At 37.0% G+C, this 15,090-nt stretch carries 14 protein-coding genes; 5 read left to right on the top strand and 9 right to left on the bottom strand.

Features of this window, described 5'->3' with window-relative positions:
* The first annotated feature begins 28 nt into the window (after positions 1 to 28).
* From E1171_RS19515 to E1171_RS19500, 4 genes are all read left to right on the top strand, one after another.
* Positions 29 to 730 (top strand): DUF547 domain-containing protein, encoded by a 702-nt coding sequence (locus E1171_RS19515; protein WP_155207740.1) that lies wholly within the window; start codon positions 29 to 31, stop codon positions 728 to 730.
* A gap of 184 nt (positions 731 to 914) precedes the next feature.
* Entirely contained in the window at positions 915 to 1,790 is an 876-nt protein-coding gene (sucD, locus tag E1171_RS19510) for a succinate--CoA ligase subunit alpha (RefSeq protein ID WP_155207739.1), read from the top strand.
* Between the two features lie 754 nt (positions 1,791 to 2,544).
* Entirely contained in the window at positions 2,545 to 3,828 is a 1,284-nt protein-coding gene (locus E1171_RS19505) for a beta-ketoacyl-[acyl-carrier-protein] synthase family protein (protein WP_155207738.1), read from the top strand.
* Between the two features lie 342 nt (positions 3,829 to 4,170).
* On the top strand, positions 4,171 to 4,425 hold the full coding sequence (locus E1171_RS19500; RefSeq protein ID WP_155207737.1) for an acyl carrier protein: 255 nt from the start codon (positions 4,171 to 4,173) through the stop codon (positions 4,423 to 4,425).
* A 170-nt stretch (positions 4,426 to 4,595) separates the two neighbouring features.
* Here the strand turns inward: E1171_RS19500 and rny are convergent, their stop codons facing one another.
* From rny to rpsT, 7 genes are all read right to left on the bottom strand, one after another.
* On the bottom strand, positions 4,596 to 6,161 hold the full coding sequence (rny, locus tag E1171_RS19495; RefSeq protein ID WP_155207736.1) for a ribonuclease Y: 1,566 nt from the start codon (positions 6,159 to 6,161) through the stop codon (positions 4,596 to 4,598).
* A gap of 114 nt (positions 6,162 to 6,275) precedes the next feature.
* The gene (locus E1171_RS19490; protein ID WP_155207735.1) at positions 6,276 to 6,563 is read right to left on the bottom strand and encodes a cell division protein ZapA; all 288 of its coding nucleotides are present in this window, start codon (positions 6,561 to 6,563) and stop codon (positions 6,276 to 6,278) included.
* Positions 6,564 to 6,576: 13 nt separating this feature from the next.
* Positions 6,577 to 6,858, bottom strand: coding sequence for a hypothetical protein (locus E1171_RS19485; RefSeq protein ID WP_155207734.1), 282 nt, complete (start codon positions 6,856 to 6,858; stop codon positions 6,577 to 6,579).
* A gap of 17 nt (positions 6,859 to 6,875) precedes the next feature.
* Complete coding sequence (pheT, locus tag E1171_RS19480; RefSeq protein ID WP_155207733.1) at positions 6,876 to 9,290, bottom strand: phenylalanine--tRNA ligase subunit beta; 2,415 nt, start codon at positions 9,288 to 9,290, stop codon at positions 6,876 to 6,878.
* Positions 9,291 to 9,361: 71 nt separating this feature from the next.
* A complete protein-coding gene (locus E1171_RS19475; protein WP_155207732.1) occupies positions 9,362 to 9,988 on the bottom strand; it encodes a DUF1684 domain-containing protein in 627 nt (208 codons plus the stop codon).
* Positions 9,989 to 10,117: 129 nt separating this feature from the next.
* The gene (radC, locus tag E1171_RS19470) at positions 10,118 to 10,816 is read right to left on the bottom strand and encodes a RadC family protein (protein ID WP_155207731.1); all 699 of its coding nucleotides are present in this window, start codon (positions 10,814 to 10,816) and stop codon (positions 10,118 to 10,120) included.
* 207 nt (positions 10,817 to 11,023) lie between these two features.
* Positions 11,024 to 11,275, bottom strand: coding sequence for a 30S ribosomal protein S20 (rpsT, locus tag E1171_RS19465; RefSeq protein ID WP_155207730.1), 252 nt, complete (start codon positions 11,273 to 11,275; stop codon positions 11,024 to 11,026).
* 311 nt (positions 11,276 to 11,586) lie between these two features.
* Between rpsT and E1171_RS19460 the strand changes: the two genes are divergently transcribed.
* Positions 11,587 to 12,528, top strand: coding sequence for a zinc dependent phospholipase C family protein (locus E1171_RS19460; protein WP_187696543.1), 942 nt, complete (start codon positions 11,587 to 11,589; stop codon positions 12,526 to 12,528).
* A gap of 48 nt (positions 12,529 to 12,576) precedes the next feature.
* On the opposite strand, the gene E1171_RS19455 is transcribed toward E1171_RS19460, so the two are convergent.
* The gene (locus E1171_RS19455) at positions 12,577 to 13,266 is read right to left on the bottom strand and encodes a hypothetical protein (RefSeq protein ID WP_155207729.1); all 690 of its coding nucleotides are present in this window, start codon (positions 13,264 to 13,266) and stop codon (positions 12,577 to 12,579) included.
* 129 nt (positions 13,267 to 13,395) lie between these two features.
* Positions 13,396 to 15,075, bottom strand: coding sequence for an energy-dependent translational throttle protein EttA (gene ettA, locus E1171_RS19450; RefSeq protein WP_155207728.1), 1,680 nt, complete (start codon positions 15,073 to 15,075; stop codon positions 13,396 to 13,398).
* Positions 15,076 to 15,090 lie beyond the last annotated feature (15 nt).

The raw sequence follows: 15,090 nt of genomic DNA, 5'->3' as shown, positions 1-15,090 counted from the left end.
AACTAGTTCAAAAGGGCAATAAGCAAAAATGGATAATAATTTCGTCGAGATATCAAAAAATTTACTATTGGCGGTAAAAGAAAAGAGTGATTTTTTTTCTTTCATGGCTACTTTAGAACAAGTCTCTCTTTGGGAATTGACGGAAAACCTGAATTCGGATGAAAAAAAGAAAGCTTTTTGGCTCAATGTATATAACGCCTACGTGCAAATAATTTTACAGGCCGACAAATCCTTATATAATAACAGAGATCTTTTTTATACTAGAAAAAGAGTCATAATTGCTAGTGTCCGGTTAAGCCTAGATGATATCGAACATGGTATCCTTCGAAGATCTAAAGCAAAAATTAGTTTTGGATACCTGAATAAACCCAACGTATCTCATGCCGAAAGGCAGCTTAGAGTTTCGAGGGTTGACCCCAGAATCCATTTTGCCCTTAATTGTGGGGCCCTTGCCAGTCCTTATATCCACATTTTCGACGAAGAAAGCTTTAACAAACAAATAAACGATGCGACACGTCAATACCTAGAGACTAAAGTGAGCTTTAAAGACGGAGAAAATTCACTGTGCATTCCAAAATTCTTTAAATGGTTTTTAGCTGATTTTAGAGGGTCTAAGGGAGTGAAATCTTTTTTGAAAAAATATGGGTATCAGGATGCAGTAAAACAGGAAAACCTCCAGATTACGTTTATGCCATTTGAATGGGACCTTTCTTTAAACCGTTTTAAATAACCTCCAATCTCTAGGTCATGCTCACAATCAAATTGTTGCAACCTTCTTTTTAAAGGAGACGCCCCTTTTACTTTAGGATATATTAGGTGAATCCATCTAAACGGTTATTGGTTATTCTCTCCAATTTTTCTTTTGGGAAAGAAACTAATTCTTCTATTTTTGTGCAAAATTAAAACGGACAAACATGAGTGTTTTAGTAAATAAAGATTCTAAAGTAATCGTACAAGGGTTTACAGGGTCAGAAGGGACTTTTCATGCCTCTCAAATGATTGAATACGGAACGAATGTCGTAGGTGGAGTGACACCAGGAAAAGGTGGACAAACACACCTTGACCGACCAGTATTTAATTCAGTACAAGATGCAGTGGAAAGCACTGGAGCAAATGTTTCCATTATTTTCGTTCCGCCAGCATTCGCAGCCGACGCCATCATGGAAGCAGCAGAAGCTGGAATCAAAGTGATCATTACTATTACAGAAGGGATTCCTGTAAAGGATATGATGATCGCCAAAGAATATTTAAAAGGAAAAGACGTCACTTTGATCGGGCCAAATTGCCCAGGTGTTATCACCCCTGGAGAAGCTAAAGTTGGTATTATGCCTGGATTTGTCTTTAAAAAAGGACGTGTCGGAGTAGTTTCTAAATCAGGAACATTAACTTACGAAGCTGCAGATCAAATTGGTAAAGCGGGTCTTGGTATTTCAACGGCAATTGGTATTGGAGGAGACCCTATCATTGGAACATCTACAAAACAAGCTGTAGAATTACTAATGAATGATCCAGAAACAGAAGCTATCGTAATGATTGGTGAGATCGGAGGAAATTATGAAGCTGAAGCTGCTCGATGGGTGAAAGCTAATGGTAATTCAAAACCAGTTGTTGGATTTATTGCTGGTCAAACAGCGCCTCCAGGTCGAAGAATGGGACATGCAGGAGCAATTATTGGTGGGGCGGAAGACACAGCTGCAGCAAAAATTGCCATCATGGAAGAATGTGGCATTCATGTATCCTATTCTCCTGCTGATATAGGGGATACGGTTGTGAAAGCCTTGAAAAAATAAAAAGAATTAAGGTAATATAAAGTTTCTATTACGAATTTGCTAAACCTTGTAAAGGTTGCAAAATAGAAACAAAAATATAAAATGGCACAGACCGCTTTTATGGTTTGTGCTTTTTTTATGGGTAAAAGCTGCCAAAATTTACTGAGCTTACTTAATATCTTTGTCTGAAAGAAATTGATTCAATTGAGTTCCATAAAAGATTATATTTAGAATTTATTTGGGGCAAGATTCCTCCCTCTAGTATTATTTTTCCTAAACAAAATTCCCCCAGAAAAGGGTAATTTCCCCGCTATTCAAAATAAACCCAAACCAAGGAGTAAAATTTCAAAAAGACCAGATAGTAATATTGCGTTGACTACTGTTTTAATAAAAAGAGGCAGTTCCTTTCACAGCACATTTCTCCAAAACATCTTTTAAGAAAACATATTTTTTCCCCTCTAAACAAGTATAATTACAAATATGAATAAGGGAGTTTTTGTCCCTTTTTGCTAGCCATTTCTTTGGAAATTTAAACAAATTATGATATAATTAATTATATGGTAGAGGAGCGAATATTTAAATTGTTCATGCCTGTATCAAACCACAACGTTTCTAAATTAAATTCTCTGACTAAAAGGAGAGAAATTCCACAAAATCTCCCTTCAATTCATTTCATTTTTCATCCCTTAGGATTTTCAAACGAACTGGATACTGGATAACCTGTGCTGATTGCATTTGAATTTCATTCAGTTGTTTTGATAAAAAGGCCGTTTATATGACAAATCGAGTAGTAGTAACAGGTTTAGGTGTTGTTTCTCCCAATGGAGTTGGAATTTCAGACTTTACCAAAGCACTAAAAGCGGGCATTTCAGGTATAAGTTTTCAAAAAGATCTTTCTACATTAAAATTCGGTTGCCAGGTAGCCGGAATTCCTCAGCTTTCGGAGGATGAAAAAAATGACTTTATAAAAAACTACCATTTAGTGAGCCTCAAAAGTTCAGGAATTCTTTATGGTTGTATGGCGGCCACAGAATCCTGGAAAAATGCTGGTCTCCCACTCAAGGGAAGAGGAGAAAGTGAACCTGACTGGGATAGCGGATGCATTTTTGGAACTGGAATCTCCGGAATTGAAGCCATAGCTTTTGGCTTGAAGTTAATTGAAGTGGGAAAAGTGAGAAAGCTAGGAGGAAGGGTTACCCAGCAAGTAATGTCAAGTGGAATTAGTGCCTATGTTGGAGGAATAATAGGATGTGGTAATCAGGTAACCACCAATTCCTCAGCCTGTAGTACAGGCACCGAGGCCATTATTGAGGCATTTTATCGCATTAAATTCGGAATGGCGAAACGAATGATTGCAGGAAGTTGTGATAGTGAAGGACCTTACGTTTGGGGAGGATTTGACTCAATGAGGGTTTTAAACCGCACTTCTAATCATGCTCCTACCAAGGCATCAAGGCCTATGAGTAAGTCTGCCACAGGTTTTGTCCCTGGAGCAGGAGCAGGTGCCTTAGTATTGGAAAGTTTAGATTCTGCTCTTGAACGTAATGCAAATATTTATGCGGAAATAGTTGGCGGAAGCATAAATTCAGGTGGACAAAGGGGAAGTGGGACCATGACAGCACCAAACAGAATGGGTATCATACGATGCATCAAGCAAGCATTAAAGGACAGCAAAACTTCTCCTGAAGAAATTGATTTAATATGTGGGCATTTAACTTCCACAATGGGTGATCCCATTGAAGTTGCAGGTTGGAGTGAGGCTATGGGACGAAAAAAAGATCAATTTCCCTATATCAATTCTCTTAAATCCATGGTTGGCCACTGTTTAAGTGCTGCAGGCTCAGTCGAATCAGTAGCAGCTGTTCTTCAATTAAAGGAGGATTTTGTACATCCTTCTCTTAATTGCGAAGATTTGCATCCGGAAATTGAAAAAATCGCTGATCCAAAAAAAATCCTAAACAAGGCTAAGACTAATGTGGGTATCCACACCTTGGCAAAGGCCAGTTTTGGATTTGGGGATGTAAATTCCTGTGTAATTATTAGAAAATGGGAAGGTTAAATTAGATCACTCTGTATTTGACTATTCTTTTTATCCACAAAATATTAGATGTTTTAAAGTGAACTTTTGATTTCATTAAAAGGAAGAATAAAATCTGTAACCTCACCTTTGGTACCTGTTTGCTTTTTCTAAATCTCCTAAAGACCATTTCACTAATTTAACCTTTTCACAAAACCCTTTAACCATGGAAAAGGCTAGAGACCCCCAGACTTCAAACATAATTCAAATTAGCTGGTTAATAATATAAATTACAGAAGTAGGCACTTCTAAAAATCGATAAAAAGGTTTGATATTCTAAACTTATTTTATTGCAAATTGGTCTACCATTAAATAGAAAATCTTATGGAAAAGGATGAGAAAATTGAGAAGTTAAAAAGTATTATTAAGCCATATCTTGAGGATGAGAGTGTATTGGACACCTTAAAGGAGGATCAAGACCTGGTCTCTCAATTGGGTATCGACTCCGTGGATTTTTATGAAGTAATAATTAATATGGAGGAAGAATTTGATATTGAAATTGCTGATAAGGATATAGAATCAATCAAAACTTTTAAGGATTTACTTTCGGTGCTGGATTTGAAGCTAAATCCTGCCTGACCAAATATGGAATTTTTAATTTAGAACATTTCAATAAGGTGTTAGTCTGTCTTTTAACCTAATAAAAAAAGCGCCAATTTTAATATTGACGCTTTTTTATTGGTACTGTCCCGTCCTGAAATAGGTTGACAGGTGGAATACTAAAGTAATATTCAACTTTTCACCCTACATCATTTGGCATAACTCACGGACCTCATTTCCCGAATAACTGTTACTTTAATTTGCCCCGGATATTGCATATCCTTTTCAATTTTTTGCGATATCTCAAAAGAAAGGGCGCCTGCTTTTTGGTCACTTACACTTTCGGCATCTACCATTACACGCAACTCTCTACCTGCCTGAATGGCATAACACTTATTCACTCCATCAAAACCTAAGGCCAATTCTTCCAGCTCTTTCAAACGTTTAATGTAGGAATCCATCACTTCTCGACGCGCACCTGGTCTTGATCCAGAAATGGCATCACAAGCTTGAATCACCGGAGAAATCATTGTAGTCATTTCAATCTCATCATGGTGGGCTCCAATGGCGTTACAAACATCAGGATGTTCTTTATACTTTTTGGCAAGCTCCATACCTAAGATGGCATGTGGCAACTCTGGTTCTTCTGGCCATACTTTTCCAATATCATGCAATAATCCAGCCCTTTTAGCTAATTTAGCATTTAAACCCAATTCCGCTGCCATGGTTGAACAAAGCTTGGCCACCTCACGAGAGTGCTGCAGTAGGTTCTGGCCATAGGAAGAACGGAACCTCATTCGGCCAACCATTTTTATCAACTCGGGGTGTAATCCATGAATACCCAAATCAATTACAGTTCTTTCCCCAATTTCGACAATTTCTTCCTCTATATTTTTTCGTGTTTTAGAAACCACCTCTTCAATTCTAGCAGGGTGAATCCTTCCGTCCGTAACCAATCGATGGAGAGAGAGACGGGCAATTTCCCTTCTCACAGGGTCAAATCCTGAAATAATGATGGCTTCAGGAGTGTCATCAACAATAATTTCTACACCTGTGGCTGCTTCTAAAGCACGAATATTTCGACCTTCTCGCCCAATAATCTTACCTTTTATATCATCACTTTCAATATTGAAAATAGAAACGCAGTTTTCAATAGCATGCTCGGTGGCTGTGCGTTGAATTGTTTCAATAACAACTTTCTTGGCTTGTTTGGTAGCGGTCAATTTAGCTTCCTCAATAATTTCCTTTATCATAGAAGAAGCTTTTGTACGGGCTTCATCTTTTAGAGTTTCCACCAAGCTCTCCTTGGCTTGCTCAGCGGTCATATTGGCGATCTTTTCAAGCTCGGCTACATGCTGCAAAAGTGCTTTGTCCAATTCCGTTTTTTTCTTATTGACTGCCTCCTGCTGGTTAGCAAGCTTTTCCTTTATGCCGTCCAGTTCGGCATTTTTTCTTTTGCTTTGTTCTAGTTGTTTATTGAGGGTTTGTTCCCTTTGTTTAAGCTTATTTTCATTAGTGGAAATCTGACTTTTTTTACGGTTTACTTCTTCATCAAAATTGGATTTTAGCTTTAGATATTTTTCCTTAGCCTCCAAAATCCTACTACTTTTAATGCTTTCAGCCTTTATTTTGGCTTCCTTTAATAACAAATCCGCCTTTTCTTTGGCCTTTTCTTCCTCCTCCTTTCGAAGCTTACTAAGAAGAGAACGCCCAATGAAATATCCAGCTCCTCCCGCCAATAAAGCAATGAGGATGTATATGAGGGTATCGTTCATTTTTAAATCTTTAATTTGGAAAATATAACTGACTACTCAGCAGATTTAAAAACTACCCGCTTAACAGGAATTAATAAGTGAGAAATTAATAGGGAATATGGGTAAAAAAATAAATTACAGCACGTCCGAGATCATGTTATTCATACCTGAAATTTTTTCTTGCAGATGATCTTCCTTCTTATTTCGGATCTGCATTTCTTTATAATCCTTTACTAGCAGATCAAAGGCAATCATTGCCAACAAATCCTGTCTATCGTTTATTTCAAACTCCTTACTGAATTTTTTGATCTTTTCATTGAGTGCTTTTCCAATGAGTTTCATTCTTTCCGCTTCCTCTTTTTCGGAAACTTTAATGGGATACTCACGATCCCCAATCTTTATCTTCAATGAAAGCTCTCCCATTAAAAAAAATATATTATTCTCCCAGGTGCGCAATGCACCTATCAATTTCTTTTATATACTCATCAATTGTCTGCTTAAGCTCAGTAGCTTCGTCCTTCTCTACTGCTATAGTATCTACAATTTTACTAATTTTAATTTTATTTTGAAAATTATTAATTTTCTCCTGCTTCATACGGATAATAGATCTCAGGTCCTCATTTTCGCTCTTTAAAAGGCCTACTTCCTCTTTTAAGGCCTGATATTTACCCAAAAGAAGCTTTACTTTTCTTTCAAGTCCCTGGATTTCAGTGATCATTTTATCCTGACTGCCCATTATTTTCTAATTATTGCTCCCAGCTCTTTTTCAAAAGCAGTTATTAGCCGGGTCATGGTTTTATCTATTATCTTATCCGTTAATGTTTTTGATTTATCCTGAAGAATAAAATTGATAGAATAAGCCTTTTTATCTGCACCTATATTTTCTCCTTCATAAATATCAAATACATTTACTCTTTGAATCAACTGAAACGCATTGCCAGTTGCAATTCGTTTAATTTTTTCAAAGCTCACCTTTTTGTCAATCACCAATGAAAGGTCTCTGCTAACTTCAGGAAATTTGGAAACTTCCTCATAAAGCACTCCTTCTTTTCCTGTTTTTATCAAAAAGTCCCAGTCAATATCAGCATAAAACACTTCTTGTTTTACTTCTGTCAACTGATTGAGGGCTTGATTTACCTTTCCGAAAGCCACAACAGTTTTTTTATTGACATTAATCTGCAAGCCATATTCAAATATGGAATTATTGACCAGTTCGGTATCATATTTTTGAATATTGAACTTTTTCAATATTTTGTTAATAACGCCAGAAATATCGAAAAAATCAATTTTTTGTGCTTTCGCCCTCCAGCTTTCTGATTGCTGATTTCCAGTCATATAAATCCCAAGCCGATTTTCTTCTCTATACTTTTCTTTATCCTTAAAGTAAGTTCTGCCAAACTCAAAAAGTTTTAAATCGGATTGCTTCCTATTAATATTGTGGGCAACTACTTCCAATCCATTAAAAAGTAAAGATTGTCTCATCACCCCCAAATCTTCACTTAATTTATTAAGAACTAACACGTTATCCCCTTCATCAAAAGCCTCCGTTTTTTCGGCGTACACAGGCTTTGTCAAGGAATTTGTTATGATTTCATTGAACTCATTGGAAGCAAGTAATTTAGTTATATCGGCTTGAAAATTCTCCTTATCTAATTCCGGAAAATCTGCCAAATAACTACTTTTTAAATTCGAGGTGATTGGGATATTATCATAACCATAAATTCGTAAAATCTCCTCTATAACATCTACTTCTCGTACTACATCCACCCTGTAGGCAGGAACAGAAGCTATAAAACCTTCCTCAGTTTCATTAATCAATTCAATATCCAATCCCAATAAAATCTCCCTGATTTTTTCTCGATTGATTTCAATTCCAATTAACCTGTTAATGTTTTTATAGGTCATGGGAATACCGATATTTTCAAACTTTTTTGAGGCAATATCTATGATATCCGAAGCAATTGTACCACCGGCCAATTCTTTTATTAAGAGTGCCGCCCTTTTCAGGGCATAAACCGTCATATTAGGGTCTGTCCCTCTTTCGTAACGGAAACTGGAGTCAGTTTGTATGCCGTGAGATTGTGAAGTCTTTCTCACATAATCTGCAGAGAAATAAGCACTTTCCAGAAAAATATCCGTCGTACCTTCGTTTACTCCGGATTCTATACCTCCAAATACTCCCGCGATACACATGCCTTCTTCAGCATTGCAAATCATCAGGTCATTTTTGGTCAAAGTCCTCTTTTTTTCATCCAGAGTGATAAATAACTCCCCTTCGACAGCATTTCTTACCACCACTTTGTTTCCTTTAATCTTAGCGACATCAAATGCATGTAAGGGTTGCCCCAGATCATGAAGTACAAAGTTGGTAATATCCACAATATTATTAATGGGAGAAAGCCCTATGGATTGTAGTCTTCTTTTTAGCCACTTTGGAGATTCCTGTACTTTTACTCCTTTTATGTATAAACCCGAGTAACGAGAACAAGCTTCCGGGTTTTCAACTACCACTTCAATTGGTGTGCCTGGTTTTTCAACCATAAAGGCATCCACCGAAGGAAGTTTCACTTTTTGCTGCGTTAAAGCCTGTAAATCTCTGGCTGCTCCCAAATGAGAGGTTGCATCTGCTCTGTTTGGAGTTAATCCAATTTCCAGAACCTCAATATTGTTCAAATTAAAAAAAGATGCCAATGAGGTTCCGTTAGGTAATTCGGTATCCAAAACCATGATACCCTCATGAGATGAACCAAGGCCTAATTCATCTTCGGCACAAATCATCCCTTCCGATACTTCTCCTCGAATTTTTGATTTTTTGATTTTAAAAGATTCCTCTGAAGAAGTATATAATGTAGTTCCCACTGTAGCTACAGGTACTTTTTGACCTTTAGCAACATTTGGGGCACCGCAAACAATAGGCACAATAGCTCCATTACCAAGGTCAACCGTAGTTTTACTTAACTTATCTGCACCAGGATGTTTCTCACAACTGAGCACTTCCCCAATAACCACCCCTTTTAGGCCTCCCTTGACCACTTCAAATGTTTCAATCCCTTCCACTTCCAAACCGGAAGCAGTAAGCAAATCAGCAATTTTTTGAGTAGGTTGATCTATATCTATAAACTGTTTTAACCAGTCAATTGAAATCTTCATTACAATCGTTTATTTAATAGAATTTCATTTAAAGAGCAAAAATAAACATTTCCAACTATTGAACCGTAGGTTTAATCATTATTTTCGTAGGTTTTCTCTCCTGCTCTTATCGCTACTTTTAATTGGTTTTCTTTGGGTGGAAAAGGGCAACTGTAGCTATAATTATAATTACAGTATGGATTGTAAGCTTTGTTAAAATCAATTTCGATCTGATTTTTTTGTTTTAACTCTAAATCTATATAGCGACCAGCACCATAAGTTTCCTCCCCACTTGTAGCATCGGAAAAGATTAAAAAAAGCTTTTTGGGATCTTCTTCATCCTCAGAACGAAGAAGTAGTAAGTTTTGCAATTTTCCCTCCCACTTAAACTCGGCATAAGCATAACGAGTAAAAACTTTATTCTGTCCACTACTTGTAGGCAATTCTATTTGGCTTTGATTGCCAATTGGAATAAGACGAGCATTAATTCTAAATTTTTGATTAGGAGGGAAATAATCAAGCCCCTTGAAAGTTTTTTTCATTTTTTCAGAAAATGGGGATTCATCAGAAATGCGCATAAACCGATCCTTCTCCTTTCGTTCTTTATTGATACGGGTCGAATAGTCCTCTTTTGACTCTTTCCCTCCTTTTAGGGAATAAAAAAAGATTGCGCCAATAATTAAGGCAACAATCACATAAACAATTTTTATATTCTTCATGGACGTAGAAACTTCTTTTTCAAAAAATACCCCAACAAAAAAATCCTTCTATGTTAAATTAATTTATACTAAAAGTCCGAAGAAAAGTTGAGGGATTTCTTAATAAAGGGAAAAGATTCTTGAAAAAAATCACATCATCCCTTCATCAGCAAAACTAAAATAGGCATGGTCGGTAAAAATTAGATGGTCCAAGACAGTAATTTCCAGTAAATCCCCAGCATCTTTTAACTTTCTGGTTAATTTAATATCTGCCTGACTTGGTTTCAAATTTCCGGAAGGATGATTATGAACCAAAATCATGGCTGCTGCCCGACTATTAATGGCTTCCTTAAAAATAATTTTTGGATCCGCCACAGTCCCTGTGAGCCCTCCCAAACTAATGATATGCTTTTTTAAGAGATCATTTGCCCGATTTAGTAGAATAATCCAAAATTCTTCATGAGGTAAATCCTGCAAATCGGGCTTAATTTGTTCATAGGCTTCGGCCGAAGAAGAAATACGTGGCCGCTGTTTGGGTTGCATTTCTTTTCTTCGACGCCCCAGTTCTAATGCACTTACAATGCTTATCGCTTTGGCCTCTCCTATTCCCTTAAATTTTTGAAGATCAGCCACAGATAATTTAGCCAATTCATGTAAGTTATTGCCTACATCTTGTAAAATCTGCTTTGAAAGCTCCACAGCGCTCATAGATTTATGACCCGATCCAATCAATATTCCTATTAATTCTGCATTGCTTAAAGAGGATTTTCCTTTTAACAGTAATTTTTCCCTGGGACGATCCTCTTCCGCCCATTTAGAAATAGCCAAATGCGAATGGGGGTACTCCATAAATAATGATTTAATTGAACAAGAAAATAGTAGCGGGCTCCTGCAGTATATTTGGGGGACTTTTAGAGAAGAATAGAAGTTACAACGATTCTAATAGAAATAAAAACAGAATTCCTTACATTGGGAAGTTTTTTTGAAGCACAAAAAGGCCTTATTCTAACTTAAAGGAAGAATAAGGCCTAAAAATCTTTTCTAACAACTTTAAAATTACAAGCTGCTTACTACCTTCGCCAATTTAGATTTGTTATTGGCTGCTTTGTTTTTGTGAATGATGTTTCTTTTGGCCAATTTATCAAGCATAGAAGACACTTTTTTATACAGCTCCTGCGCTTCAGCCTTGTCGGTAGTCTTTCTTAATCTCTTAATGAAAGTCCTTGTAGTTTTTGCGTAATATCTGTTTCTCAGACGCTTAGCGTTGTTTGATCTGATTCTCTTTAATGCTGATTTGTGATTTGCCATCTTATATACGATTCAAAATAAATATCTCCTCTTCAATTCAGGACTGCAAATGTAAACTATATTCTTTAAACCGCAAAGCCTTAGATTGCTTTAATTTATGAAATCACCAACTAAGAAGTTGAAATATAGCTTTTTTGGTTTTGAGAAAGCTAATCTGAGGTAGAGGTATAAACTTGAGATAGTGAGGTCAATTTTTGGCTTTCCATGAGTAAGAAAGCCATACTTTCAGTAAAGAATTTTCCAGGAATTTCCTTTAAATTCTCAGAACTTCAGTCTCTTTCATACAATCCACTTGAGAAAACAAGAGCCTAGTGAAAAAATTATTTTTAATTATTCTTGCAATTCTTCTATCCCACTCTTCCACGCAATCCTGGGGCTTTTATGCTCATAGGCAAATCAATAAACTAGCAGTCTTTACTCTACCTCTTGAAATGTTTCCTTTTTACAAAAAACATATTAATTATCTTTCTGACCATGCGGTGGATCCGGACAAAAGAAGGTATGCTGTGGAGGAAGAAGCGGCCCGTCATTTTATAGATTTAGATGTATACTCAGACAGTCTCCGATTTAAAATGCCTCACTATTGGAACGATGCTGTAGATTTAATTTCGGAAGATACTCTAAAAAAATATGGAATAGTCCCTTGGCATATACTTAAAATGAAAAACTATCTCACCAAAGCTTTCAAAGACAGAGACTCAGAAAAAATTTTGAAGTTATCCGCTGAAATAGGTCATTACATAGCCGATGCACACGTACCCTTACATACCACCCAGAATTATAATGGACAATTGAGTGGTCAAAATGGTATCCACGGGTTTTGGGAATCCAGATTACCCGAACTGTTCATGAATAATTATGACCTATTTGTGGGGCGGGCCGAATATCTAAAAAGCCCTCAAAAAAATGCATGGAAAGGGGTTAAGGATGCTCATATGGCCGTAGACTCTGTTTTGAAATTTGAGAAACATCTTTCCCTTCAATTTCCATCGGATAAAAAATATGCTCCAGTGCAAAGAGGACAAAATACAACTATTAATTATTCTTTAGATTATTCCAGAGCCTATCATAAATTATTGGGTGACCAGGTAGAAAGGCAAATGCGAAGGGCTGTCAAAATGATCGGGGATTTTTGGTATACTTGTTGGGTTGATGCAGGTCAGCCTAAATTGACAGACCTTAACCGAGGGGAAGGTGATGCGATCGTCAAAAATGACTCGACATTAATTAAGGAGAATTGTTCTGAAAGATAGGTGGATAAAAAATGACCTCAAGATTGAAAAACTTGAGGCCATTTTCTTTTAAATATTTATTCTATTACCGACTCCTTGGTTGGCAGCATTATCTCTAAATAAATAATACTTAATACGAACGTTTTTATCATCCTCAGAAATAATCGAAGACTTATTACTTACATTCTTTATTTTTCTATCAAAAGAATAATCTGTTAAATAGGCCACGTCCTTAAAAATTGTAGAAGGATCAACATTTTTCAACGGACTTTTCTCATTTTTCAATTCCTTCTCAATCACTCCCTTTAAATCAATAACATCTGAACGGACTAACTCTCCCTTGTCATAGGTAAAAAACTCCCTTTCAATGGCATTCTTTTTATTATCAATAGTGGCATTGATGGCTTTATTCAAAGCTTCTACATTGTCAAAGTCAAAAGAAATAGAATAGATGTAATTACTATCATCATTATTCTGCTGCACATTACTAACCCCTTTCATCCTTTCCAATTGACTCGTTTTTTTGCTAAACAGATACTTGGCTTTATTTAACCCTGCTTCAGTTTTCTGCTGTTCTTCTTCTGAGGCCATGGCTTGCATCATGTTAAGCATATATTTAGATTGACTCATATCAATGGTTAAACTAAAATTGCCTTTACCATTCTTTTTCATATACAACTTTTCCTTTACTTCAAGGCAAGAAGTCATCAATAAGGAAACTACCATTAAGGTGAATAGGGAAAAAAGAGATTTTCGCATTGTTTTAAAGGCTGATTTAAATTTTATTAAGTATTTCTAACTGTTTAAAAAAGGAGTAAGCAAAATCGCTAACTCCTTTTTTAGTATAATTCAGAATTAATACGCTGAAACCTTCAAATATCGTATTGCTTAGACAAACTTTTTGTATTTAAACTTTTTAGGAGTAAGATCGCCCAGTCTTTTCTTTCGGTTTTCTTCATATTCCGAGAAATTCCCTTCGAACCAATATACTTTTGAATCTCCCTCAAAGGCCAAAATATGGGTCGCTACCCGATCCAAGAACCAACGGTCGTGAGAAATAATTACTGCACACCCCCCAAAATTTTCAAGCGCATCTTCCAAAGCCCGTAAGGTATTCACATCCAGATCATTGGTAGGCTCATCAAGCAAAAGAAGGTTTGCTCCTTGTTTTAAGGTCATGGCCAAGTGAACCCGATTTCTTTCTCCACCAGAAAGCTGGCTGACTTTTTTTTGTTGATCTCCACCGCTAAAATTAAACTTACTTACATAGGCTCTGGAGTTGATCATTTTCCCTCCCAATTCCAATTGCTCATTTCCTTCAGAAATGGTTTCCCAGATTGTTTTGTTGGGGTCCAGATTATCATGCTCTTGATCAACATAGGCAATATCCACGGTTGACCCTACATTAAAGGATCCTTTATCTGGAGATTCTTTACCCGTGATCATCTTAAACAGAGTGGTTTTTCCGGCACCATTTGGCCCAATTACGCCTACAATTCCTCCTTGAGGAAGATTGAAATTCATGTTCTCATACAGCAAACGTTCTCCAAAAGCTTTCGCTACATCCTGGGCCTCCATCACTTGGGTTCCTAATCGTTCCCCAGCAGGAATGAATAGTTCCAGTTTAGCTTCTTTTTGTTTGGCTTCCTCCCCTAACAGTTTTTCATAGGCCCCAAGACGCGCTTTTGATTTGGCGTGCCGTGCTTTTGGTGCCATTCGGATCCATTCAAGCTCTCTCTCCAAAGTTTTCTGCCTACGGGATTCGGTTTTTTCTTCCTGGGCCAATCTTTTTTGCTTTTGATCTAGCCAGGAAGAATAATTTCCTTTCCAGGGAATTCCTTCACCTCGATCTAACTCCAAAATCCATCCCGCAACATTATCCAGAAAATACCTATCATGGGTTACAGCAATAACTGTTCCTTTATACTGCTGTAAATGATGTTCTAACCATTGTACCGATTCCGCATCTAAATGGTTGGTGGGCTCATCCAACAGTAATACATCTGGCTCTTGCAAAAGTAGGCGACAAAGGGCCACTCTTCTTTTTTCCCCTCCGGACAAACTTGATACTATTTGCTCCTGATCAGGACAATTTAAAGCGGTCATGGCCTTATCGAGTCGGGTTTCTAATTCCCAGGCATTGTGTTGATCCAACTTTTCCTGAACTTCGGCTTGCCTACTAATTAATTTATCCATGGCATCAGGATTTTCCAATACCTCCGGATCAGCAAAAGCAGCATTGATCTCATCAAAGTCTTTAAGCAGGTCCACAATTTCTTGTACACCTTCCTCAACTACCTGACGAACCGTTTTTTCGGGATCCAGATGAGGCTCTTGTTCGAGAAGACCCACGCTATAACCCTCGGAGAACACTACCTCTCCCTGAAAATTTTTATCCACCCCAGCTATGATTCGTAATAAGGAAGATTTCCCCGAACCATTTAAACCCAGCACACCTATCTTGGCCCCATAAAAAAAGGATAAGTAGATGTTTTTAAGCACTTGTTTATTTGGCGGATACACTTTGTTAACTCCCGCCATTGAAAAGATTATTTTCTCGTTACTCATAATTCACAAACGTTT

It is taken from the genome of Xanthovirga aplysinae (genome assembly GCF_009711365.1).
GTDB lineage: Bacteria > Bacteroidota > Bacteroidia > Cytophagales > Cyclobacteriaceae > Xanthovirga > Xanthovirga aplysinae.
This window is presented reverse-complemented; position numbering and strand designations above follow the sequence as displayed.

Excerpts from the sequence above, each read along its gene's own strand:
- E1171_RS19515 (WP_155207740.1), top strand. The coding sequence starts at position 29 with ATGGATAATAATTTCGTCGAGATATCAAAAAATTTACTATTGGCGGTA.
- sucD (WP_155207739.1), top strand. The coding sequence starts at position 915 with ATGAGTGTTTTAGTAAATAAAGATTCTAAAGTAATCGTACAAGGGTTT.
- E1171_RS19505 (WP_155207738.1), top strand. The coding sequence starts at position 2,545 with ATGACAAATCGAGTAGTAGTAACAGGTTTAGGTGTTGTTTCTCCCAAT.
- E1171_RS19500 (WP_155207737.1), top strand. The coding sequence starts at position 4,171 with ATGGAAAAGGATGAGAAAATTGAGAAGTTAAAAAGTATTATTAAGCCA.
- rny (WP_155207736.1), bottom strand. The coding sequence starts at position 6,161 with ATGAACGATACCCTCATATACATCCTCATTGCTTTATTGGCGGGAGGA.
- E1171_RS19490 (WP_155207735.1), bottom strand. The coding sequence starts at position 6,563 with ATGGGAGAGCTTTCATTGAAGATAAAGATTGGGGATCGTGAGTATCCC.
- E1171_RS19485 (WP_155207734.1), bottom strand. The coding sequence starts at position 6,858 with ATGATCACTGAAATCCAGGGACTTGAAAGAAAAGTAAAGCTTCTTTTG.
- pheT (WP_155207733.1), bottom strand. The coding sequence starts at position 9,290 with ATGAAGATTTCAATTGACTGGTTAAAACAGTTTATAGATATAGATCAA.
- E1171_RS19475 (WP_155207732.1), bottom strand. The coding sequence starts at position 9,988 with ATGAAGAATATAAAAATTGTTTATGTGATTGTTGCCTTAATTATTGGC.
- radC (WP_155207731.1), bottom strand. The coding sequence starts at position 10,816 with ATGGAGTACCCCCATTCGCATTTGGCTATTTCTAAATGGGCGGAAGAG.
- rpsT (WP_155207730.1), bottom strand. The coding sequence starts at position 11,275 with ATGGCAAATCACAAATCAGCATTAAAGAGAATCAGATCAAACAACGCT.
- E1171_RS19455 (WP_155207729.1), bottom strand. The coding sequence starts at position 13,266 with ATGCGAAAATCTCTTTTTTCCCTATTCACCTTAATGGTAGTTTCCTTA.
- ettA (WP_155207728.1), bottom strand. The coding sequence starts at position 15,075 with ATGAGTAACGAGAAAATAATCTTTTCAATGGCGGGAGTTAACAAAGTG.